Source organism: Pseudoalteromonas sp. JC3, assembly GCF_030291895.1.
Taxonomy (GTDB): domain Bacteria; phylum Pseudomonadota; class Gammaproteobacteria; order Enterobacterales; family Alteromonadaceae; genus Pseudoalteromonas.
Map to the genome: position 1 here is coordinate 3,213,698 of NZ_CP127855.1, position 22,668 is coordinate 3,236,365.

The 22,668-nt window shown below is 43.7% G+C and carries 19 protein-coding genes; 12 read left to right on the top strand and 7 right to left on the bottom strand.

Features of this window, described 5'->3' with window-relative positions:
• The first annotated feature begins 271 nt into the window (after positions 1–271).
• The 3 genes from putA to QSH61_RS13900 all read left to right on the top strand — a co-directional run bounded on the left by putA (position 272) and on the right by QSH61_RS13900 (position 5,489).
• Complete coding sequence (gene putA, locus QSH61_RS13890) at positions 272–4,075, top strand: bifunctional proline dehydrogenase/L-glutamate gamma-semialdehyde dehydrogenase PutA (RefSeq protein WP_095728277.1); 3,804 nt, start codon at positions 272–274, stop codon at positions 4,073–4,075.
• A 303-nt stretch (positions 4,076–4,378) separates the two neighbouring features.
• Positions 4,379–5,014, top strand: a complete 636-nt coding sequence (locus QSH61_RS13895) for a LysE family translocator (protein WP_174169880.1) — start codon at positions 4,379–4,381, stop codon at positions 5,012–5,014.
• Positions 5,015–5,030: 16 nt separating this feature from the next.
• Positions 5,031–5,489, top strand: a complete 459-nt coding sequence (locus QSH61_RS13900; protein WP_174169879.1) for a methylglyoxal synthase — start codon at positions 5,031–5,033, stop codon at positions 5,487–5,489.
• 55 nt (positions 5,490–5,544) lie between these two features.
• On the opposite strand, the gene yegD is transcribed toward QSH61_RS13900, so the two are convergent.
• Positions 5,545–6,903, bottom strand: coding sequence for a molecular chaperone (gene yegD, locus QSH61_RS13905; protein WP_206472278.1), 1,359 nt, complete (start codon positions 6,901–6,903; stop codon positions 5,545–5,547).
• A 241-nt stretch (positions 6,904–7,144) separates the two neighbouring features.
• Positions 7,145–8,086, bottom strand: a complete 942-nt coding sequence (locus QSH61_RS13910; RefSeq protein ID WP_227386927.1) for a sensor domain-containing diguanylate cyclase — start codon at positions 8,084–8,086, stop codon at positions 7,145–7,147.
• 286 nt (positions 8,087–8,372) lie between these two features.
• Here QSH61_RS13910 and QSH61_RS13915 point away from each other — a divergent pair, with 286 nt between their 5' ends.
• From QSH61_RS13915 to QSH61_RS13955, 9 genes are all read left to right on the top strand, one after another.
• Entirely contained in the window at positions 8,373–9,155 is a 783-nt protein-coding gene (locus tag QSH61_RS13915) for a sporulation protein (protein WP_174169876.1), read from the top strand.
• A gap of 289 nt (positions 9,156–9,444) precedes the next feature.
• Positions 9,445–10,383, top strand: a complete 939-nt coding sequence (locus QSH61_RS13920; RefSeq protein WP_010606168.1) for a hypothetical protein — start codon at positions 9,445–9,447, stop codon at positions 10,381–10,383.
• A 23-nt stretch (positions 10,384–10,406) separates the two neighbouring features.
• Entirely contained in the window at positions 10,407–11,306 is a 900-nt protein-coding gene (locus QSH61_RS13925; RefSeq protein WP_095728282.1) for a DUF350 domain-containing protein, read from the top strand.
• Positions 11,307–11,393: 87 nt separating this feature from the next.
• Complete coding sequence (locus QSH61_RS13930; protein ID WP_248298706.1) at positions 11,394–13,046, top strand: polyamine aminopropyltransferase; 1,653 nt, start codon at positions 11,394–11,396, stop codon at positions 13,044–13,046.
• A gap of 81 nt (positions 13,047–13,127) precedes the next feature.
• A complete protein-coding gene (locus tag QSH61_RS13935) occupies positions 13,128–13,541 on the top strand; it encodes a DUF2170 family protein (RefSeq protein WP_010606165.1) in 414 nt (137 codons plus the stop codon).
• A gap of 15 nt (positions 13,542–13,556) precedes the next feature.
• Positions 13,557–14,246, top strand: coding sequence for a PspA/IM30 family protein (locus QSH61_RS13940; protein WP_102057325.1), 690 nt, complete (start codon positions 13,557–13,559; stop codon positions 14,244–14,246).
• A 65-nt stretch (positions 14,247–14,311) separates the two neighbouring features.
• Positions 14,312–14,950, top strand: coding sequence for a DUF4178 domain-containing protein (locus QSH61_RS13945; protein ID WP_206472274.1), 639 nt, complete (start codon positions 14,312–14,314; stop codon positions 14,948–14,950).
• Positions 14,947–15,273 carry a hypothetical protein gene (locus tag QSH61_RS13950; protein WP_206472272.1) on the top strand — a complete coding sequence of 109 codons (327 nt, stop codon included), beginning with the start codon at positions 14,947–14,949 and terminating at the stop codon, positions 15,271–15,273. The genes QSH61_RS13945 and QSH61_RS13950 overlap by 4 nt, the downstream gene beginning before the upstream one ends.
• 68 nt (positions 15,274–15,341) lie before the next feature.
• Positions 15,342–15,572, top strand: a complete 231-nt coding sequence (locus QSH61_RS13955; RefSeq protein WP_095728287.1) for a hypothetical protein — start codon at positions 15,342–15,344, stop codon at positions 15,570–15,572.
• A 115-nt stretch (positions 15,573–15,687) separates the two neighbouring features.
• On the opposite strand, the gene QSH61_RS13960 is transcribed toward QSH61_RS13955, so the two are convergent.
• The 5 genes from QSH61_RS13960 to QSH61_RS13980 all read right to left on the bottom strand — a co-directional run bounded on the left by QSH61_RS13960 (position 15,688) and on the right by QSH61_RS13980 (position 22,607).
• Complete coding sequence (locus QSH61_RS13960) at positions 15,688–16,167, bottom strand: FKBP-type peptidyl-prolyl cis-trans isomerase (protein ID WP_017216344.1); 480 nt, start codon at positions 16,165–16,167, stop codon at positions 15,688–15,690.
• Entirely contained in the window at positions 16,154–18,583 is a 2,430-nt protein-coding gene (locus QSH61_RS13965; RefSeq protein WP_206472270.1) for a Lon protease family protein, read from the bottom strand. The genes QSH61_RS13960 and QSH61_RS13965 overlap by 14 nt, the downstream gene beginning before the upstream one ends.
• A gap of 71 nt (positions 18,584–18,654) precedes the next feature.
• Positions 18,655–19,113, bottom strand: coding sequence for a zinc ribbon-containing protein (locus tag QSH61_RS13970; RefSeq protein ID WP_017216346.1), 459 nt, complete (start codon positions 19,111–19,113; stop codon positions 18,655–18,657).
• Positions 19,114–19,247: 134 nt separating this feature from the next.
• A complete protein-coding gene (locus tag QSH61_RS13975; RefSeq protein ID WP_206472268.1) occupies positions 19,248–21,383 on the bottom strand; it encodes a TonB-dependent receptor in 2,136 nt (711 codons plus the stop codon).
• 180 nt (positions 21,384–21,563) lie between these two features.
• On the bottom strand, positions 21,564–22,607 hold the full coding sequence (locus QSH61_RS13980; protein ID WP_248298705.1) for a PepSY-associated TM helix domain-containing protein: 1,044 nt from the start codon (positions 22,605–22,607) through the stop codon (positions 21,564–21,566).
• Between the last annotated feature and the right edge of the window lie 61 nt (positions 22,608–22,668).

Genomic DNA, 22,668 nt, shown 5'->3' on the forward strand with positions numbered 1-22,668 from the left:
CAGCCTTTAACGCAACTTTGTTCGAACATTTAGATTATGCATTCTGGCTAAAATTTGAACCCCCAAATGGGTGTGTTATGGTTAGCAATGTGACTGCATCATTTTGTCGTAATTGAGGCTTCCTATACAAATTAAACTACACTTTCAACCTTTGGTTGCATAGTTTGGCATCAGTTCAGATGTAGTTTTGTAATCTACACATTAAGGTGTGTGATTCCATAGGCAGGCGCGAATTACATGTATTTTTGACTCCAATTTTTGAGGGTTGCTTATGCTTTATAACGGCGATTTGACAACTAACTGTCCTATCCGACAAAAGATCCGTGATTTTTACCGCATCGATGAGAACGCAGTAATTGATCATATTTTACCTTTAGCTGAGGTAGGCGTTACAGCTCGAAGCCGAGCATGGGAACGTGCACGTCAAATGGTATTGAACATTCGTAGAGATCAAGATGGTCAAAACGGTGTCGACGCGCTTTTAAATGAATTCTCTCTTTCTACCGAAGAAGGCGTGGTACTGATGTGTTTGGCGGAAGCTTTACTTCGTGTACCAGACAAAGCAACGCAAGAAAGCCTAATCCGTGACAAGCTCGCACAAGGCGACTGGAGTTCACACTTAGGCAGCAGCGACTCGTTATTTGTTAACGCTTCAAGCTGGGGTCTACTCGTTACTGGTAAAATGGTTAATTATTCAGACAAGAATAAAGAAGAACAATTTGGCGTGCTAAAACGCACAATTGGTCGTCTTGGTGAGCCAGTTATCCGTAAATCCGTTAACTATGCAATGAAGATCATGGGTAAGCAGTTTGTAATGGGTGAAACCATTCAAGATGCTATCGATCGTGCCGCTGATAAAGAACAAAAAGGTTATGTATATTCGTACGACATGCTAGGTGAAGGCGCACGTACGATGAAAGATGCAGAGCGCTACTTCCAAAGCTATATGAACGCCATTCACGCAATTGGTAAAGCAGCGAAAGGCCGTGGCCCAATAAAGAGCCCTGGTATATCTGTAAAGCTTTCAGCTATTCACCCACGCTATGAATTCACACATCGCGACCGCGTGATGGACGAGCTTGTACCTAAGCTAAAAGAACTTGCAATTGCTGCGAAAGAATACGATATCGGTTTCACGGTTGATGCGGAAGAAGCGGATCGTTTGGATATCTCACTAGATGTCATCGAGGCTGTATTCTCAGACGACGCGCTTGGCGACTGGAATGGTTTTGGTCTTGCAGTGCAAGCATATCAAAAGCGTGCCATTTTCGTTGTTGAATGGGTGGCTGAACTTGCTCGTCGCGTAGGCCGTAAACTGATGGTGCGTCTAGTTAAAGGTGCTTACTGGGATACAGAAATCAAAACCACTCAACAAGATGGTCTTGAGCACTTCCCTGTGTTCACCCGTAAAGCAACGACTGACGTTTCTTATAAAGCGTGTGCTATTAAGCTACTAGAAGCACGTGATGCACTTTTCCCACAGTTTGCAACGCATAATGCTTACACCGCAGCAACTATCCTAGAAGTTGCCAAAGGCGACAACAAAGGGTTCGAATTCCAACGTTTACACGGAATGGGTGAATCACTTTACGACCAAATCGTTGAAAACGAGGGTATTCAGTGTCGTGTGTATGCGCCAGTTGGTCAGCACGAAGACCTACTTGCTTATCTGGTACGCCGTCTACTTGAAAATGGTGCAAACTCATCATTCGTAAACGCGATTGTTGATACCACTAAGCCTGTTGAGTCACTACTTCCTGACCCTGTAGAAACACTGCAAGGCCTACGTAACCGTTACAATACGCAGATTAAACTACCTATCGAGCTTTATGGCGATGAGCGTCCAAACTCAAAAGGTAAAGACCTAACAGACATCAACGATTTAACACCGTTTAAAGAAAACCTAGACAACTGGTTTAACGAACACCTAATCGATGAAAGCCAAGTACCAGAAGGTCACCTTGCTGTTCGTAACCCTGCGAATCACAAACAAGTGATTGGATCTGTGCCTTTACACGATGAAGCACATATGCAAAGCGTGCTTGCCAATGCTGATGCGGCTTTTGAAAGTTGGTCTCAAACCTCTGTTGAAGAGCGTGCAAACTTACTACGCCGCACTGCTGACATCCTTGAGCGTCACCATGACGAACTTGTTGCTATCTGTATTAAAGAAGCAGGTAAAGTAACCCAAGACAGCATCGATGAAGTACGTGAAGCCGTTGACTTCTGTCGCTACTATGCAGCGCGTGCAGAAGAGCTTTCTAAAGATGAGCGTTTTGAAGCTCGTGGCGTGATTTTATGTATCAGCCCGTGGAACTTCCCGCTTGCAATCTTCTTAGGTCAGGTAGCTGCTGCTATCGTGACGGGTAATACCGTTATTGCAAAGCCAGCTGAACAAACCAGTATGATTGCACTGCGTTGTATCGAACTAATGCACACCGTTGGCTTACCTGAGCACGTAGTACAACCGGTTATCGCACGTGGTAGCGAAGTGGGTAAACACATCGTGCCTGACGAGCGTATCCAAGCGGTTATGTTCACAGGTTCAACAGAGACAGGTACGCTTATCTCACAAATTCTTGCTGAGCGTAACGATATTCAGGTTCCTCTGATCGCAGAAACCGGTGGTCAAAACTGTATGATCGTTGACTCAACAGCTTTACCAGAGCAAGTGGTTGACGATGTTATTTCATCAGGTTTCCAAAGTGCCGGTCAACGCTGTTCAGCACTTCGTGTGTTGTTCTTACAGGAAGATGTTGCTGACGGTATCATTGAAATGATCCAAGGTGCACTTAAAGAGCTACATATCGGCGACCCATCGCTACTATCTACAGACGTAGGCCCAGTAATCGACGAAAAAGCGCTGACCACTTTGACTAAGCACGTTGATTACATGAAGTCGAACGGTAAGCTACTATTCGAAGCTAAGATCCCTGATAACAGTGAGAACGGCGCTTACTTCTTCGCGCCTCGTCTATATGAGATTTCTGATCTATCCGTGCTTAAGCGTGAAGTATTCGGTCCGGTAGTTCACGTTGTACGCTTCAAAGCAGATCAACTTGATAATGTGATCGACCAAATCAATGGTACAGGCTACGGTCTAACAATGGGCGTTCATTCACGTATTGAAGAGCGCTGCGAATACCTAGCTAAGATGTCGCGTGCGGGTAACGTATACGTGAACCGTAACATGATTGGTGCGATCGTTGGTGTACAGCCATTTGGTGGTCGTGGCCTATCTGGTACAGGTCCAAAAGCAGGTGGTCCAAACTACTTAGTTCGCCTTGTGAAAGAAAAAGCGTCACCAGACAACGTACAAATGACAGATCTGACGCCTGATGAGCTAGAGATCCACCACTTCCCAGGTGCCGTTGAGCAAGTTGAAAAACTGATGCAAAACTCTAAGCGTGATGAGAAGATCTGGCGTCGTACTGCGCTTAATGACCGTGTTTCGGCAGTGCGTCAGCTACTTGCTAAAGTGGCAACAGTAGACATCATTGATGAGCTGGCGGATGATTTGTCATTAACGCTTTCTGATGCGCGTGCTCAGCTAAACCGCTTAGAAAAGCGTATGCGTACTTACACAACGCTACCAGGACCAACTGGTGAATCGAACACGCTGCACTTAGAAGCGCGTGGTTGTGTAGTGGTATATGCCGATAAGAGTACGTCGTTCAACTTCTGGGCGATTTCAATTATCACAGCACTTGCTGCCGGTAACACAGTGATCACAGTAGCCTCTGACTTATTCTACGAAGAAGCATTGGCATTTAGAGATAAGTTCATCTCAACTGGCGTTGCCGAAGGCGTATTCCAAGTAGCGAAGCAAAACCAGCTACAAGCGATTTTGGCACACCCTCACCTTGCAGGTGCTGTTGTGGCTGCGCGCTCTTCACGCCTTGGTTACTTCTCACAGCAACTTGCAGAGCGTAAAGGTGCTATCCTGCCGGTGATCAGTGCAGAGTACTACGATACGCTTATCAATCGTCTAGTGACTGAGAAAACCATCAGTATCGATACCACAGCTTCTGGTGGTAACACTTCACTGATGACGCTTGTTGAAGACGAAGAGTAAGAGAATATAAATCGCTATGCTAGACATAGCGGTTTTATCGAACAAAGCCAGCGTAAGCTGGCTTTTTTATAGTAAAAATCAGGGCTAACTACCATACACAATAGCAACTTTAAAAATTGCTCAACTCAGAGGAAACAGCCACAATACAAAAAAGATGATTTAATCACGGTGAAAAGACCACTAATATTGTTGCTCTGCATAATAATGTTAGAATTTCAAAGTATAAAATAACCACAATAATACCAATTTCATGCATATTGGCTATTCACAAAAACGATATAAAAACCAATAACGAAAAGAAAAATGTTAAACCTTGAATACTTATTCTCATTTTTAATTGCTAGCACGGTGATTGCCGTAGCTCCAGGTCCATCTAATGCATTTTTAATGGCGCAGACCTTTACTAATGGCCGCGTAGCTGGCATGCAAAGCGCATTAGGCTTTGCGCTCGGAGGGGTGATCCACACACTCTTTGCCGTTGTTGGCTTATCCGCACTCCTAAAAGCCTCAGAGACCGCCTATACCACAGTGCAATATCTCGGCGCAGCTTACTTAGCTTATCTAGGTATAATGACTATCAAAGAAACGCTTGGAAAGGCGCAGATAGCTTGCGAGGAAAAACCGCACGTGAGCACCAAAAAGCCTAAAAACGTGATGTTCCAAGCAATGATGACAGAAGTCTTAAACCCCAAAGTCGCCCTGTTTTTTATTGCATTTATTCCTCAGTTTGTCGATAGTAGCTTGGCGACCTCGACAACAATGCAACTGGCCATGTTTGGTTTACTGTATCCTATTTTAGCTTTTCCCATCGACTGCATGTATATCTATGGTGGTGATAAAATCGCAGGCTATTTTAGGCGGCATCCCACAGCGCCAGTGTGGATTGATCGAATTTCAGGCTTAATTTTTATCGCATTGGCAGTCAATTTATTACTCTAAACAGGGAGCAGCACACATGCAAAAACGTTCACAGCCACTACCAGCAAAAAAGCATATTGCTTTAGTTGCACACGATGGCATGAAACCAGCCCTACTTGAGTGGTGTCAGACTCACTTAGATAGCCTTAAGCAGCACAAGCTTTACGCCACGGGCACAACGGGTAATCTGATAGAAAAGCATACTGGTTTAGAAGTCACCAAACTATTTAGTGGGCCAATGGGTGGCGACCAGCAAATTGGTGCCAAAATCGCGGAGCAAGATGTTCATGTCTTGATTTTCTTTTGGGATCCGCTCGCGTCACAGCCTCACGATCCGGATGTAAAAGCACTGTTGAGACTGGCTGCTGTTTGGAATATTCCCGTTGCCTGTAATGAAGCGACGGCAGATTTACTGATGGCGTGCGATAAAATGAACCAGCCAATCGCAAGGCATTTACCTGATTATGGGCAGTACCTTGCTAGTCGCTTAGATTGATAAAATAGATGAGTATGGAAGCGGTTTGTGACCGCTTCTTTGATTTTGACTTCGATTATTTAAATATTTTATCCGCCCACTTAGTCAAGCCTGCAGTAACACTCCCAAAGTTATCCCCGTTCACCATTTCAATATCACCAATTTGCTGTGCAAGCGTTGCCTTGAGTAACGGTGATTGCGCGCTACCGCCAGTCAGATAAATTACATCGGGTTTTGATCCCGCTTGATGAATGGCTTCTTTCGCAAGCCCCCCCATCTGTTCTAAGTTCGACATGACCGACTCGGCAAAATCTTGCTGCGTAAATTCAGAGGCTAGCTGTGGTTCAATAAAACCAAGATCGGCATTAAACTTTGCTTGCTCAGAGAGTGCAATCTTGCCGAGTTCACCTTCACGAACCACCTGATGGGTAAGTTTGTTCTGTTGAATATGAAGTAAACGCGCCAGCTTTTGCGGCTCAGCGACATCTCGCAACATGCTTTGCAATTCTCGCGCTAATTTATCGCTGTAGAAGTCTAGTTGAGACTGAATATCATTGATTTTACATGCCTGCCAATAGAGTTGACTAGGCATCGGCAAACCTGAGCTCATGTTAGATCCGAGACCACACAACGGCATTAATTGGTGATAAGCTAGCGCAATATCTAAGTCGTTACCGCCGATACGTTTGCCTGTATGCGCTAAAAAGTCTTGCTGGCGTTGTGTGTTATTGCGATAGCTTGGCCCCATTCGGACAAACGAACAATCGCTAGTACCACCGCCGATATCAACCACCAGCACAAGTTTATCTTGCTGAAGACGGCTTTCGTACTCAATTCCCGCTGCGAGCGGTTCGAAGAGAAAATCCACTTCCTTAAACCCAGCTCTTTTTGCAGCGGTGGTAAGAATATTAACCGCTTGTTGATTGCTTTCCTCTCCACCGACGGACTGAAAATTAACAGGTCGACCAATCACAGTGTCGGTAATGGACTGTTGCAGCTGCGACTCGGCACGACGCTTAATCTCCACCATCATCGCCGCAGCAATATCTTCAAAGAAGGCGATTTGTTGAGGTTTAAGCCCAACCGCCCCAAAGAAGGACTTGGGTGATTTTACAAAAAAACCTTCTTCGGGAAATTCGATATACTCAGAAATTGCCGCTTGACCAAAAAAGACGCCCGCTTCATGTGCTTCTAAATCAAGATCGCGCTTAGCTTGCTGTGCTACCGTTAGCAGCCCTTGGCGAGACTGCGTGTAGACTGGATCTGGCTCATTGAGATGACGATTAACAAATGCAGGAATTAACGCATTGTGCATCGCATACATAGTTGAAGGCAGGTAATATTTATCTTGCTCGAGATGCAGTAAGTCCACTTCACCATTTTGCATGACACCCATCGCACAATTAGAACTTCCGTAATCAAACCCGACTTTCATTCTCTACCTCAAACTGCTGAAAAGTCGCGAAGTGTATCATGGTTGTCGTTATTGTCAGATGAATTTATCTAGGTTCTCACATCTTTAATAGGCTTATCGTGGAATGATACCATTGTGCATAACACACTAGGCATAGCACAATGAGAGCTTAGTTAATCAAACCCGACTTTCATTCTCTACCTCAAACTGCTGAAAAGTCACGAAGTGTATTATGGTTGTCGTTATTGTCAGATGAATTTATCTAGGTTCCAACATCCTTAATCGGTTTGTTGTGGAAAGCATAGCGCACACTGTCAGATTGCTTGGCTTGATACATAGCGGAATCTGCCTGTTGGATCCCAGTCTCGATGTCGAGGTTATTAAACAGACTGACACCGATACTAATCCGACAACTTAGTTTATTGCCTTCAAAGAGATATGGTTTATCTACCTTGTTGATTATTTGCTGGCAGATCCCAACCACATGAGATTCGGCTTGAGGCTGTTGTGGAGATAAATGAGTAATTAAAATCACAAACTCATCACCTCCCCAACGGATCACCACATCATCCTCACGTACGCTAGCACTCAAACGCTGAGCAACCGCCTTGAGTAACTGATCCCCCACATGGTGACCATGCAAGTCATTTACTTTTTTAAAATCGTCAAGGTCCAAAAACAAGATTGCGCTGTAACTACCAAACAGCTGCCCGGCATGGAGTTGCTCCATCAACCCATGTTGGAGAACATGGCGATTCGGTAATTCGGTTAATTGATCATGATACGCCAGCTTCTCGGCTTCAAGATACTCCAACTTACGATCATTGATATCCCGAGATAACACGATAAAACGTGTTTCAGCATGATTATCGCTTGCAGTGACAACCTTACGGGCGATAGAGACTTCAAACCAACGCTCGCCAACAGGCGTAGACAAGTGAATATGGCTGCCGTGTGAATAGCCGTTAACTTTTGCTTCCTGTAATGCCCGCATCACTATTTTAGCGGCTTGCTCTGGCATCACTTCAGTCACCGTATGGCCAATCAATTGTTCTGCAGGCGCGACTAACAACTCAGGGCGGAGTATTCTGGCGTCCCAGTGTCGCCCCTCTTCGTCTAGTTCAAACATCAAGTCCGGCATCGCACTTAATGTCGACGCCAATTCCTCATAGCTCGGTTGCGCCAAAGCTTGAGTGCGGGCCATACGACGATCCTTGACCATGAGGCGTTGCAACATCCTGTTCCATAATTCTATAAACTTGAACTTTGCAATTTGAAACATGCCAATGAACACAGCTCATCTACGGCTATCGTTATAAAATAATATACCAATTTTACGAATAATGACTAATTACCGACTGCATCAAAGAAAATATTTTCAAGTCATTGGCTTCGAAAGAGAAAAGCAATTGACGAATAGATAATAATTCCTATAATCGACACAGCAGCGCTTTCCATGATGGAAGGTCACAAGATATATAAGGATGACTATGTCTTTTTTCAAAAAAGCCCTTGGCGCAGTCGGTATCGGTGCAGCAAAAGTAGATACCATTTTAGAGACCCATCACGCCTCTCCTGGCGAAGAAATTTCTGGAACGGTTAAAATCATCGGTGGCAAAGTTGCTCAAGAGATCAACAAAATAGATCTTAACGTAATGTGTAACTACACGGTTGAAAGAGAAGACAGTGAAGGTGAAACAACGACCATCACTAAAAACCACACCCTTGCTAAATTTCAAATCAACGAACGATTTACTATCGAACCCGGTGATGAAAAGCACATTCCATTTGCGCTTGACCTCGCTGAAGAAACCCCGCTTACCGTTGGACAATCCAAAACTTGGATTGCTACCAACCTTGATATTGATATGGCGCTCGACAAGTCAGATAGGGACTATTTACACATAGTACCTACCGAGCTACAACAAGCGGCTATCGATGCGATGGAAGCGCTTGGCTTTAAACTCTATGAATCAGACTGTGAAGGTATTGATGAAGTATCTTTCTCACGCCTCCCATTCGTACAAGAGCTAGAGTTTAAAACGATCACAGGTTACTTCCATGGTCGCTTTGATGAAGTGGAAGTGGTTTTCTTTAATCGCGGTGAGCAACTAGAAATTATCTTTGAGATTGACCGCAAAGCGCGAGGCTTTAAAGGCTTCTTTGCGGAGGCGCTAGACCTTGATGAATCAAAAGCCAGATTGCTGATAGATGAAACTGATTTAGAAGACCTAGAAGATGCCATTTATGACATTCTAGAGGCAAATTGCTAAGGTATATTAACCTTGTAGTATCGATAGATTTATATTGATGCTTTGGTGATCGTTGCATTCATACGAATGCAACTTCTATATGAACAAACTCTATTATTATCCCAGTTCACCTAACGCTATGGTTTATATTAATACAAATGTTAAGGTGTATAGATAATAACTCTCTAGACTGATTTATTGTTACAATTTAAGCCCATTTAACATGCCAATCACGGCACGTTTGAGTTGACTTAAGCTCAATAAAACAGCACATTTAAATGAACGGTCAAGGTAGATTAGGTGACAATGAATGTCCAACTTTAGAATTTGGAAACTGGTTAGCCTACTGTGTGTTTTGAGCCTAATGCTGGGCTGCGAATCGAAAGAAGAACGTATCCAGCAAACCATTACACATACACTTCAAGAAGCTTCAACAGCGATAAATACGCTGGGAACCGCCCTTGATAAAAAGCAGGTGAGAAATGCCAACCTTTTGACTGAGTATGGCAAAGTACTTAGTCAGCAAAAACCTCAGCTCAGTGAAATTGCGCAAATTATTGCTCAAGACGCAACAAGCAGTGGAACCTTATATCAGAGTTTATTGACTCGTTATCAGTCCCTCAAGTCCCCCGCTCCAAGTATGAACAGCGACGACATTATCAACCAAGCAGTGTTGTTAAAAGAAGCCGCTTCCATCAGTTTGTTCAATGATGCGCTGACAGATCCAATCAATGTTTTAGCTGATATGTCAGATGGCAAGCTAGCGCGAGTTGGCGCTATTAGTCAGCAGGCGGAACAAGCGGCAAACGGTCAGACCAGTGTCGGCAATCAGCTTGTTGGCAATGCCAACTATGGCGAATGGCAGACTAACTCTAACGGCACTAGCTTTTGGATGTGGTATGGCATGTATCGCATGCTTGGAGATATTGTCGGTGATGTGGAATATGGCCGCTGGAGTAAACATCGCAGATACAGTTACTACAGCGACTATGGCCGCCACAGATACACCAGTTATAAAGGCTACAAACGCCAAACTGAGCTCGCCAAACGTACTCAACAATCGTATCAACGCCAAGGCAAACAGTTTACCAGTCCCTATGCCAAGAAAAAGTCTGGCGCTTCAGGGTTAAGTCGAAGTAGTAACACCCCATCAGCAGTAACTCGAAGCAGCTATTCTCGAACATCAAGCTACGGCTCTGTTCGCAATAGCTCAAGTAGAACCTCCCGTGGCGTAAGCCGGGGCAAATAGCGCATATATAGCGGAGTTAACACATGTACCAATTTAACGGATTAACAGCTTGGACTTTTCAAGCATTGCTAATAGATATGGCGGTGATCGTCGCGTTATTTGTTAGCTTAAAATACATCAAAGGTTGGGTATCTAACCTTCATGCAAACGATGAAATCACAGAAAAAGACAACTTTGCATTTGGCCTCAGTTTTGCTGGTGGTTTAGCAGGTCTGGCCATTGTAATTTCAGGTATTTCAAGTGGTGCTTTTGCCAGTTCTTTAGCTCAAGAAGCGCTACAAATGGCGGGCTATGGTATCGTTGGTATCATCCTTATCAAGCTCGGTCACTTTTTCCAAGACAAAGTCGCGCTACGCAAGGTAAACCTCCATGACGAAATCGTTAAAGGTAATGTCACCTCAGCACTGATTGACTTTGGCCATGTGGTGAGCGTTGCCATTGTGATCCGCTCAGCTCTACTTTGGGTACTCACAGAAGGCTGGTATGGCTTACCTATTGTGGTTGCAGCCTTCATTATTGGTAATATTTGTATGCTGCTTGTGAGCCAATACCGAGTACAACTATTCAAGCGCACCAACAAAAGTGGCGACTGTTTACAGCAGGCAATTAAAGACAACAATATCGCGGTTGGGATCCGCTACGCGGGCTTTTTAATCGGCTCAGCACTGGCACTGACTGCAGCGTCCGGTTTAGCGCCGTATGTAGCGGACAATATTAACTCAAGCCTACTTTACTGGAGTATTGCAGCACTGGGTAGCATTGTGCTTTTCATCGTCTTACACCTCGTCATGATAAAAATTATTCTGGCAGGTAAAGATATTTCCGATGAAGTGAACAGACAAAAGAATATTGGTGTTGCTGCCATCTCAGCCGCGCTTTCTTTTGCGATTGGTACGACTATGGCAAGTTTGTTAGGTGCATAACCCTTGAGCGCATCTGCACCACAAACTTCAGCAAGAGTGACCGGCAACTGGTCGTTGTTTGGTCACGACACCCTACTTATTGGCGTCATGGCCATTTTGGCCGGTTGCGGCCTAATCTACGAATATTTGCTCTCCCATTATGCTGGCCGCGTTTTAGGCTCTGTAGAAAGCGCGATTTATGCCATGATAGGCACTATGATCGTGGCCATGGGCATTGGCGCATTTTTAGCGCGCTGGTTTAAAGATCCCTTTACCGCTTTTGCATGGCTTGAAAGCCTAATCGCACTACTCGGCATGAGCAGTATTTTGGTGATCGCCAGTGTTATTGCACTTACCTATACCCTGCCCCATACGCTTTCTAGCCTTTATAGCCTGCCTCCCGATAGTGTCTTAGATGGCATGCCATTTGCGCAATTACAAGCATTTGCCCGATTTTTACCTTATGTTTTCGGCCTCATCCTAGGCATTTTAATTGGCATGGAAATTCCGCTGATTGCTAGGATCCGTCAACAAGTGTATGGCCGCTTCCTTGAAAATAACGCAGGTACCATTTACGGTGCAGATTATATCGGTGCAGGTGTTGGTGCTGCCATTTGGGTCACGATTATGCTTGCGCTGCCAATAATGCAAGCAGCAGCGTGGACTGCGCTATTTAATATCATTGCAGGACTTATCTTCCTATGGCGTTACCATGCTCATGTCCGCTTCGCTAAGCTGCTGTTTGCTTGCCACTTTGTTCTACTTGGTATCTTTTTTGTCATCTTGAGCCATGGCTCTCTTTGGATGAAAGACCTCAGCAATGTGCTATACAAAGACAAGGTGATCTATTCAGAGTCAACGAAGTATCAACATGTTGTCATCACTGAGCGATTGAGCCGCGCACAACCGATGCCAATTAACGATTTATTCTTAAATGGTCGATTACAGTTTTCATCTGTAGATGAACAGATCTATCACACTATGCTCGTTTATCCTGCAATGCTGGCTTCTAACCGGCGCAAAAAGGTATTAATCATTGGCGGCGGAGATGGTCTGGCACTTCGAGATGTACTGGAATGGCCTGTTGAAAATGCAACCTTAATCGATTTGGATGGACAACTACTTTCATTATTTGGACTACAAGGGCAGCCATACCCCGCTAGACCGAACATCACCAGTCAATTAACTCAATTAAATGACGATGCGTTAAATGACCCAAGAGCAACAGTTATCGTTGCAGATGCATTTTTAGAAGTAGAGAAAATGCTCGACCAAGGTAGACAATTTGACACCATCATTATTGATTTACCCGACCCAAATCACCCTGATTTGAATAAGCTATATAGCGACTACTTTTATAATCATGTGCGTCAATTACTGGCACCCGATGGCGCACTCGCTATTCAATCAACGTCTCCCTATCACGCCAAAAAAGCGTTTATTAGCATAGCTAAAACAGTAAAACATGCCGGGTTTACGCATGTTGAGCAATATCAGCAGAATATTCCCTCATTTGGTCAATGGGGATGGACAATCGCAACGAGAACAGGACAACCAGCAAGTGCTAGGATCCGGTCGGTCGAGTCTTTGCCTGTTCCAAGTAACTGGATAAACAAAGAGTATTTACTTGCTACTTTCGCTTTCCCAAATCGCTTTTTTGACGGAGCAAAAGATATTGAAGTCAACCAGTTAGGAACGGGCAGACTATACGATTATTATCGTCAAGCATGGCAAACGGAAGATGAGTTGTATAAAAATTAGCGCACGGCCATTGACATATTATGTCTTACGTGCAACTCTTAACTCAGACATAATATGTCAAAACAAAAAAGGTAAATGAAGATGGAATTAAATGAACTATCAATCAAATTAGCATCATTTGAAACAGAAGGTGCTAACTTCGAATCTTTCTTAATCGCCAATGAAGGCGAGCAAGATGTATTGCAAGTGATTGTTGACGGAAATGACGAATTACCAATTTTTGTGACTCAGACTGAAGAACAACTTGTATGCATTAGTTACCTATTTAAAGAGAATGAGGTAAAGCCTGAGTTGCTAAACGAGTTAAATGAAGCACTATTAAAACTGAATGTGCCGATCCCGCTGAGTGCGTTTGCTAAAATTGATGAGCAGTATGCGATATTTGGTGCTCTAGCCGTTTCCTCCTCAATTGATGAGATCACGCACGAACTGGTCACCCTCGCGGACAATGCAATCGAAGCATTGGAAGCCGTGACTGTGTATTTGAATGAATAATATTGGAGTTGTGAAATGAGTATTTTAAAGAAATTATTTACTGCTGTTCGTGGTGGCGCTAGAGAAGTTGGTGAGTCAATTGTTGACGCAAATGGCATTCGTATTTTTGAGCAAGAAATTGCTGACGCACAAAACGCATTAGCTAAAGCTAAAAAGAACTTAACAGAAGTAATGGCGAAAGAGATGCAGACAAAACGCAAATTAGCTGCACTTGACGAAAGCATTATCGAGCATGAAAACTATGCTGGACAAGCGCTGGAAAAAGGTAACGAAGCTTTAGCGGTAGAAATTGCAGAGAAAATCGGTGAATTTGAAGTTGAGCGCGCAGAGCACCAGCAAGTGCTAGACGGTTTTAGTAAACATGTGATCCTGTTAAAACAGCAAATTAAAGAAGCTGAAAAAACGATTAAAGAAAACCAGCGCCAACTAACAATGGTAAAAACCACAGACAGCGTTCAAAAAGCAACCATGGCAGTAAACAGTACGCTAAATACCAATACGTCATCTATGGTAAATGCACGTCAGTCGCTTGAGCGTATCAAGCAACGCCAGCAAGATAGGCAAGATCAACTGGCTGCAGCAAAAGAGCTTGAAGCCGCTGCAACGGGTGCAGATCTAAAAGCCAAAATGGCAGAAGCTGGAATTGGCTCTACGCAAAAGAGTAATGATATTCTTGAACGTATTAGAGCGAAACAAAGCAACTAATATTTGCCGAATAGAAAAAGGAGGCCTCGCCTCCTTTTTACCCTTTTTGATTATGTAGGTGCATTATGTTTGGCTTTTTTAAATCAAAAAAAACTCCTGAGCGACAACTTACTCATGCAAAAGATCTGAAAGTTGGGGATATGCTCACCATCATTGATTCATTTGCTTACCCTAGCTGGCTCAAGGGGCAAACCCTAAAAGTGGTTGGCGTACAAACTTACCAATTTGAGCGCAGCGCTGCATATGAATTTGTTCTCGAAAGTGATTCAGGTAACATTACTTTTTTGCAAATTGAACAAAGTGACGGTGAGGAATATGCGAATTTTTCTATCAAAATCCAAAGAGAAGACGTCGACGCTATTTTTACGCTTGATGAATTTGCGCGTATTTTCGATGAAGAAGCACTGACCCACATCGACACCCACGCCACTCCAGAGATTTTCGAGCGATTTTTAGGTAAAAGCTATCAACAAAGTGAAGCGCCCTACGTTTGCTATTTTTACGATAGCGATTATCGCGGTCGCGCCTTGCCACGCTATCGAGATGAAAGTGGCGAAGTATGTGAAGTTATCGAGTTACTTAGTCCTGACGAAAAGTTCGCTATCAATATCGAGATCTGGGATGGGGGGGAAACTGACGTGTCACTAACCATGTGTCGCCCACTGAGCGATATTGTTGACCTATTTCCTGGAGCTAACTCGTGACCACAAGAGAAGACAAGTGGAAACGTCAAGAAGTGGCTTTGAGGGCCACACAAATGGCCTTCGACTTAACCACGGAAGTACAAAAAAACATTAAAAAACAGGCGATAGACGAAGAGCTAACGCCATCCGATATGATCAGAAAGATCCTTGATTTAGAAGTTAAATCGAAGAAAACTCGGCAACGCTTATCCTTCAATCTAACCGATGAAGAAATCGCACTACTGGCGGAACGTTTTGGCGTTGACCCTAATGACAAACGGGCTGTAAAGCAACAAGTCGCCAATATGCTACTTAGTCGCTACTCAGATAAAAGAAACAAGTAAGCAGTAATACCAATCCATTAATTCTCCAACTATTTTAAATAGTTAAAGCTACCACCTAAGAGGGAACGATGACAGAAGCAGAGATTAAGAAAAGTATTGATAAACATAGTGTGAAACCACTTATTTTCGTAGTCATTATGATGTTACTAATAGCATTATTGAATAACTACTTATTGGAAGATGACCCACTATCTCCAAACCTACTCATTTTCGGAGCATTAGCTGCTGGCATACACATCTTCAAAAATGTCCTCTGTGACGTCCTTGTCACAAAATCAACACAGGATAGCTCTAAATAACCTGAGCTTAAATAACATCATTTCTCTCTAGCAGCCCACTTTAACAATTGTAGCGACGGTTTATCACGCTTGGGCAAATAAAGATAGCTGCTAGAGCCTCATAGCTTTGAGATCATCACTCTACCGCGAGCAGCTCAACTTCAAACACTAATAACGAACCCGGTTCGATTTTACCTGCAGCACGGTCACCATAGCCTAAGTCTGGACCAATCCAAAAGCGGTATTTATCCCCTTCGCTCATCAACTGCACACCTTCGGTCCAACCAGGGATCACTTGATTAAGTCCAAAGCTGATAGGTTGGTCACGCAGTACCGAGCTGTCGAATACGGAGCCATCAAGTAAAGTGCCATGATAATGCACTTTAACTTTGCTCGTTGCATTTGGCTGTTTGCCACCGTCAGTTTGAGTAATTATTTCGTACTGAAGACCTGAGTCAGTTTTATGTACCTCTGCGCGCTTTTCGTTTTCTTTCAAAAAGTCTGCCGCTTGAATTCGATTAAACTGCGCAAGCTGCTTTTGTTTCTGACCACCTCGAAAAAACACCACCGCAATCACCAGTGCAACAATAACGAGGATAATATTAGTGGTCGTCATGGCTTTCTTCTCCTTTGTCGTCATCGCCGTTTACTACTTTTGCAATACGCTCAAGTTTCGCCATTGCAACTGCATTGATACTGTTTTCGGGATAGCCTTCATCACTTAGATCTCCTGCTGGTCTATCCATTAACAAGCTAAGCGCTTCATCTACTGTGGCAACGGCATAGACATGGAATAAGCCTTTTTCAACAGCTGCAATCACTTCATCATCTAACACTAAGTTGACCTTGTTAGATTCAGGGACGATCACCCCTTGCTTACCTGTGAGGCCTCGCATTTTGCAGAGTTTAAAGAAGCCTTCGATTTTTTCGTTTACACCACCAATGGCTTGTACTTCACCGTGTTGGTTTATTGAGCCGGTGAGCGCTAAAGATTGATCCACAGGGAGTTGCGTCACCGCCGATAGCAGCGCACAAAGCTCTGCAAGTGATGCGCTATCACCGTCAATAAAACCATAATTTTGTTCAATGGCGATATTTGCACTGAGTGTCAGGCTAAAGTCTTGCGCATACTTGTTACCTAGGTAACCGGTAAGCAGCATCACGCCTTTTGAGTGAATTGACTTACCTAAGTCTACCTCACGTTCAACGTCAATCACCCCGTCAGCACCTGCGTATACCGTAGAGGTAATACGCGCAGGCGTACCAAATGCGGTGTCACCAATATGCAGTACCGTCAGGCCATTTACCTTACCAATTGCGGTGCCTTCAGTTGCAATCAAGGTATGCCCTTCTTGAATATCGCTGAGCATGTTTTCGCTTAACTGCCCTGTTCGATATTCTTTTCCAGCTATCGCTTCATCGATGTGATTAGCGGCAATTTGGTTTACGCCATCTTGCTTGGCATAAAAACTGGCTTCTGCCACCAGCTCCAAAACATCAGCAAAGCGCGCCGAAAGCTTACTGTGGTGCTCCGCTTGGCGATAGCTAAATTTAAGCATACGCGCCAGCGCCGCTGAGCTAAGCTCAATCTTCAAGGTATCATTACAGTATTCCATCACCTTAGTGATAAATTGATACTGCATTTTGTCCGAGCTTGGTAAATAGTAATCAAAATCGGCCAGCACTCTAAATAGTTCTGCAAACTCTTCATCGTATTCACCAATGGTGTAATACAGGTCTCGCGAACCCAAAAGAATAATTTTGACATCCAACGGAATTAGCTGCGGCTTTAAGGTAAAGCTGCTGCCCACCGAATTGTCTTGGTACGGTAGGTCATTTTTAATTTGGTGGGTTTTTAACGACAGTTTAAGGCCATCCCACACCTGGGCGTTAGCCATGACCTTTTCCGCATCCATGATCAGATAACCGCCATTGGCGCGGTGCAATGCACCGGCTTGAATAGAACGATAGCTGGTGATCAAATTACCTTGAGAGGTTGCATATTCCACCTTACCAAAAATATTACCAAAGGTCGGATTTGGCTCATACACTACAGGCGCAGGGTCGTCCTCTTTAAACTCAACCAGAATATTGGGCGCAAAAAAGTCAGTGAGCATTCCCTTTGAGTCAAAGTCATCTTTGTTTTCGTCGCTGTTGCTACTATCATCGTCTAGCCAATCTAATACCGCATCGACAATTTCAACCTTGAGGTCTTTAAGATAACGCAGCACGCCAATGTGTGCGGCGTACTTATGCTCAAGCGCTTTTAATAGCGGTTTGGTCGCCACTTCGATGGTGGTTTTTTTAAGATTACGCAAGCGCTCTGAGGATTCGCGTTTCCATCTTGGCAGCTCAATCAGCGACTCGATTAGGGCATCTTCTAATGTTTCAATTGCCGTTAAAAAGTGCGCCTGAACATGCTCATCTAGCGCCGAAAACTCCGTATCACTGAGCTGTTTACCATCGACCACAGGAGCAAAGCCAACTGTCCCTGTATCTTCTATCAGTGCAACACTCATATTCATAGCTTGTTGCTCAACAGCGGTGATCGCAGCATCGTATTTTTGTTCGAATTCTTTATCTAGCGACTTTTTCTTGCGTTGATAACCCGGATTGTCAAAAGCTGCAGGAAAAGTATCTAAGATCTCATCAATAAAGGCGTCAATATCGGCCTCAAGCTGCTTACTTTCGCCCGCCTGCATAAATAGCGCGATAGGCTCACGATGGTCGTCATAGTTATTAACGTACAACCATTCTTTGGGCGTTGGCTTAGTTTTACTGTGCGCCTCGAGCTTGTCTTTCACCATGGTAAAACGACCCAGCGCCGCTTCTCCCATGACATACACATTATAACCGGGAAGCTCCATTCCCAAGGCAAAGTCTAGGGCGGTTTGAGCGCGTTGCTGGCCAATAAATGGCAGCGCTTCTGGGTAAGGGTTTTGGATACAATTTTCTATGTGAGTCAACGAAACTGATGGCGCGAGCTGGCTCGCAGGCAGTGCTTTTTCAGACGACAATTTAGATTTGGTCATTCTAACTTCTTTGTATTATTCGCATACGTTAGTCTACTCAACTTGGTGCTTCCAAGCTGAGCGCCCACACTTTAGGGCGCTAATGCTTTTCTAGTATATTCCCCATGCCCGCACTCGCTGCAAGCTGGGATCTTGATGGCATAATAAACATCTAATTTATAGCCACAATTCTTACACACTAATTGTCCCAAAGCTATCCATTCACCTTCTTTATAAATGCCTTGGTGTTCAAAATCTTTTAAAAGTGCGGACCACTCAAGTTGAGTTCTATCTTCTAATTGGGATATTTCAAATAAGATGTTAGCTTTGAGCTCACTCCAAGCCGCTTCATCATAGAAAGATTTGTTTTCGAGAAGATGTTCCAAGTCACGTTTTAGATAGTAACTATAATCATCATAGGTTTGTTTAGTGTAGTCTTTCAGTGCGCTCTGCGCTTCCCAGAATCGTTTAGATAAATCGTCAATTTCATGTTCTTTGACGTCTTTGAGCCAATCGGAAAATTGATCCAGCCATTTTTGATAATCCGCCATTGCTACACTCCTGTTTCGCCAATAGATTAAGTATAGACCAGATATACCATTCATTGTATTAGGGTTTGCTGAACTGGGTGCTCAGCAAACCCATTTGGCTTTAGATTATGAAGCCAAAAGTCATTGTTATTAGCTTAAAAACGATACTTCACGCCAACGGTTGCCGTCGTGCCAAGGCCTTTGATGTTATAGCCACCGTACGTATAGGCTTGTGCGCGAGCTGGGTAGTAGTCTGAATTAAATAAGTTCTCAATACCAACAAATGCTTGCCAGCTTTGGCCGAATTGATATTGACCACTAAAGTTAACCACGTTATAGCTGTCAATTGGACCTTGATCTCCAACATAGTTACCTTTATCGTTCCGCTCAAAGCGTTTACGGTCGCCCACATGTAACCAGCTTAACGTCATCGATAACGCATCAATTGGCTGCCAGTTTAGGTTTGCCGTAAGCTTTGGTGGACTAATTTGTCTAGAGCCAAGATAAGTATCGGCTTCGGTATCTTTACCCTCTACATAGCTATATGTCGCAATGAGTTTTAGCGTGTCATTGATCTTGTAATCGACAAGTGCCTCATAACCCCAAATTTTTTGTGGTGCTCGAACAGGCTCATAAACTCCGGTTACTTCATTGAATTTATTCGTTGTGCCAAACTCAGATGTACTTCTATATGCCGCAAATTCAAATCGTAACGTCTCAAATTGAGAGTTAAAACCGATTTCGTAGTTATCAACAATTGATGCTTCTGTTTGAATTTGACCAATGTCTTCTACCGTTGCACTGCGCAGCAGACGGCCAATATCAGAGATATCAGAGCCTTGCGAGTAACTGGCGAATGGGCTGAACTTTTCATTTGCGTTATATTTAATACCCACGTTGTAAGTTGTGGCGTCATAGTCAATGGTGTCACCTTTCACGTTAAGTGGCACAGAGCACTGATCCGCTGAGCGGCAAAGTTTTAGTGTTTGGTAATCAGCTACCGCAAGATCAATACTTTCTTGTCTCACTCCCGCTTTTAACACTAGGTCATCGGCAACAATCCACTTGGTCTGTAGGTAACCTGCGATGCTTTCCATGTCCATTTCCGGCACCCAAATACGACCATCAACAAGTGGCTGTGAGGTCACATCATTCAACGCATCAATACCATAAATGAAGGTAGCTTGGACATTGTCAAAATCAACCAAGGTATTAAATGTCGCACGCGCGCCCTTTTTTTCAGAGCGGATGATAGATTGACCGCCAGTGTATCCTTCATCAGGGTTTGCTAAGCTTGGAGAGAAGAAGAACACGTTCTCAATGTCTTGCATATACGCATCAAGCGTCATTTGTGTATTAGCAAAAACTTCTATATCGGTGTATTTCAAAGTAATGTTTTCATTACCTTCAGGACCTTGTGGTTTACCTTGTTTTTGCTGAGCTGGTGGCACGTGAATAGCGTAAGATTTTTCACCTAAATTGATGTTACCAAATACATCACCTAGGTCCGTTTTTTGCTGTGAACTGTAGAAGTTATAGCTAAATTGCAGTTGCTTGTCTTCGTCAAAGTCATAGCCCAGCTTAGTGAAGTAGTTTTCTGTCACGGTATCCGACAGACCATACTGTAAACCCAGAATATCACCTTCTGCATCACGCTGAACACCATTTTCTTCATAGCTTGCCGTGACTAAATAACTAAATTGGTCAACGCGACCATTAATCGCGCCCGCAATTCGAGCACCCGCACTCTCTGCAAGTTTTACTGCGCTAAAGCGGCTAGATAGGCTAATTTCACCTTCTGGTTTGCCATCGCTTTTAGCCTGCTTGGTGATGTAGTTAATGATCCCGCCTGAAGCACCATTACCATAAATTGAGGTTGCCCCTTTGATAACTTCTATACGAGCGATGGCACTTGGATCGAGTGTTTTTACACCCAAAGAACCATTTCGCAGTGGTGTAGACTGAGGTACACCGTCAATCATCACCAGAGGCGCACGTCCACGCAACGATTGCCCAGTATTACTTGAACTACCCGTATCCGGAGCAAGACCAGGAACAATTTGAGATAACAAACTTTGTAGTTCTGGATTTACTTTTAAATGATCTTCGATTTGCTTTTGATTAATAATCGTAATGGAGGCAGGCACTTCATCGATGCTTTCAAACACACGACTGCCCGAGACCACGATATGCTCCATATCTGCAGCTTGAAGATCTTTAACATTGGTATCGTCTGCAATGGCTGCTGCGCTAACAGCCAACGCTACCATACTGAGAGTAGTTTTTAACATGGTTATCCTTGCTGGATTTAGAATAATAATGATGTAAAAAGCGGCAATATAATATTGCCAAACCTCAGTAAAAACAAGATGAATGTGAATGGTTTGCATTACCTTTTAGTGCAAGACCACCTTACTTTACATCGATTTTTGCAATTATATACACATAACAGTAACTTAGAGTGAAGTTAATTACCGCTTCCTACGATGACGTTGCAGCCAAAAATACAGGCCGGATACCGTGAAAAAAGTCGGAACTAAGGCAAGCATTAACCAAACAAATTGCACGATGGGACCGGCAAAATCACCAATATGAAACTTGTACTTAAAGTTCCATATTTGCGTAGCGACTCCGGCTTTTGATGCATCATATTGCGCTACCACCTCACTGTTATAAGGATTTACCCAAACCCAGCTGTAGGCATGACTTTCACCAGGGTTTTGAACTCTATAAGCGACGCTGTCGGACGCTTTGTCAGGCATATAAATACGGAACAACTGACCGTCTGGGAAGATAGATTTTACGCGCTTTGTAGCGCTATTTAAATCGTAGGGTAAGCCGTGAAAATTAACCGCAATAGTGGGTGGTTTTGGCCTTACTTCGACCTCATCAAAGCTTAACCACTCAACCACAGCCTTAGTTTGCGGCTGCCAGTTAAACGCCATACCACTGAAGGCAATGAGCAGTATAGGTAAAAGCAAATATACCCCCAATACGGTGTGTAACTGATAAAGTAGGATCCTTAGCTTAGCTTTTGGTTTTATCACTAACCGTTTCAAGCAATTTTTAGGCTTTACCCAAAGATAAAAGCCCAACACTAACTCAATAATGAGTACAAGTGCACAAATAGATACCCAATCTCTAAGCGGCTTTTTGTTGTCAGCATCTTCAAACAACAACCAACGGTGTAGCGCCATCGTAAAGCCATATATCGTAGAATAATACTCGTAGCGATGAAGGATCTCGCCACTGTAGGGGTTAACGCTAACATAATCACCGCTAGACAACTTCAGTTGCCACGCCAAATCCGGTTGCTGCTCAGGCATAAACAGTGAAACTTTTTCAGCGGTTGTAGATTCAATAAAGGTTACTATTTGCTCTACCCCAAGAGGCTCAGACTGTGGCTCAACTCGCCACAACTGAGGCTGAGTAAGATATTGAATATCTTTGGCATATATAAGCAGTGCCCCAGTTAAGCTTAAGCAAATAATAAATGCACCAGCCACTAGCGCCATTACTAGGTGAGCACGGCGTAACCACAATTTTATCAAGGGAATTCTCAAACTTCTTTCGATA

Bases quoted from the DNA above. Each gene is read 5' to 3' on its own strand.
- putA (WP_095728277.1), top strand. From the start codon at position 272: ATGCTTTATAACGGCGATTTGACAACTAACTGTCCTATCCGACAAAAG.
- QSH61_RS13895 (WP_174169880.1), top strand. From the start codon at position 4,379: ATGTTAAACCTTGAATACTTATTCTCATTTTTAATTGCTAGCACGGTG.
- QSH61_RS13900 (WP_174169879.1), top strand. From the start codon at position 5,031: ATGCAAAAACGTTCACAGCCACTACCAGCAAAAAAGCATATTGCTTTA.
- yegD (WP_206472278.1), bottom strand. From the start codon at position 6,903: ATGAAAGTCGGGTTTGATTACGGAAGTTCTAATTGTGCGATGGGTGTC.
- QSH61_RS13910 (WP_227386927.1), bottom strand. From the start codon at position 8,086: ATGGCCCGCACTCAAGCTTTGGCGCAACCGAGCTATGAGGAATTGGCG.
- QSH61_RS13915 (WP_174169876.1), top strand. From the start codon at position 8,373: ATGTCTTTTTTCAAAAAAGCCCTTGGCGCAGTCGGTATCGGTGCAGCA.
- QSH61_RS13920 (WP_010606168.1), top strand. From the start codon at position 9,445: ATGTCCAACTTTAGAATTTGGAAACTGGTTAGCCTACTGTGTGTTTTG.
- QSH61_RS13925 (WP_095728282.1), top strand. From the start codon at position 10,407: ATGTACCAATTTAACGGATTAACAGCTTGGACTTTTCAAGCATTGCTA.
- QSH61_RS13930 (WP_248298706.1), top strand. From the start codon at position 11,394: ATGGCCATTTTGGCCGGTTGCGGCCTAATCTACGAATATTTGCTCTCC.
- QSH61_RS13935 (WP_010606165.1), top strand. From the start codon at position 13,128: ATGGAATTAAATGAACTATCAATCAAATTAGCATCATTTGAAACAGAA.
- QSH61_RS13940 (WP_102057325.1), top strand. From the start codon at position 13,557: ATGAGTATTTTAAAGAAATTATTTACTGCTGTTCGTGGTGGCGCTAGA.
- QSH61_RS13945 (WP_206472274.1), top strand. From the start codon at position 14,312: ATGTTTGGCTTTTTTAAATCAAAAAAAACTCCTGAGCGACAACTTACT.
- QSH61_RS13955 (WP_095728287.1), top strand. From the start codon at position 15,342: ATGACAGAAGCAGAGATTAAGAAAAGTATTGATAAACATAGTGTGAAA.
- QSH61_RS13960 (WP_017216344.1), bottom strand. From the start codon at position 16,167: ATGACGACCACTAATATTATCCTCGTTATTGTTGCACTGGTGATTGCG.
- QSH61_RS13965 (WP_206472270.1), bottom strand. From the start codon at position 18,583: ATGACCAAATCTAAATTGTCGTCTGAAAAAGCACTGCCTGCGAGCCAG.
- QSH61_RS13970 (WP_017216346.1), bottom strand. From the start codon at position 19,113: ATGGCGGATTATCAAAAATGGCTGGATCAATTTTCCGATTGGCTCAAA.
- QSH61_RS13975 (WP_206472268.1), bottom strand. From the start codon at position 21,383: ATGTTAAAAACTACTCTCAGTATGGTAGCGTTGGCTGTTAGCGCAGCA.
- QSH61_RS13980 (WP_248298705.1), bottom strand. From the start codon at position 22,607: ATGGCGCTAGTGGCTGGTGCATTTATTATTTGCTTAAGCTTAACTGGG.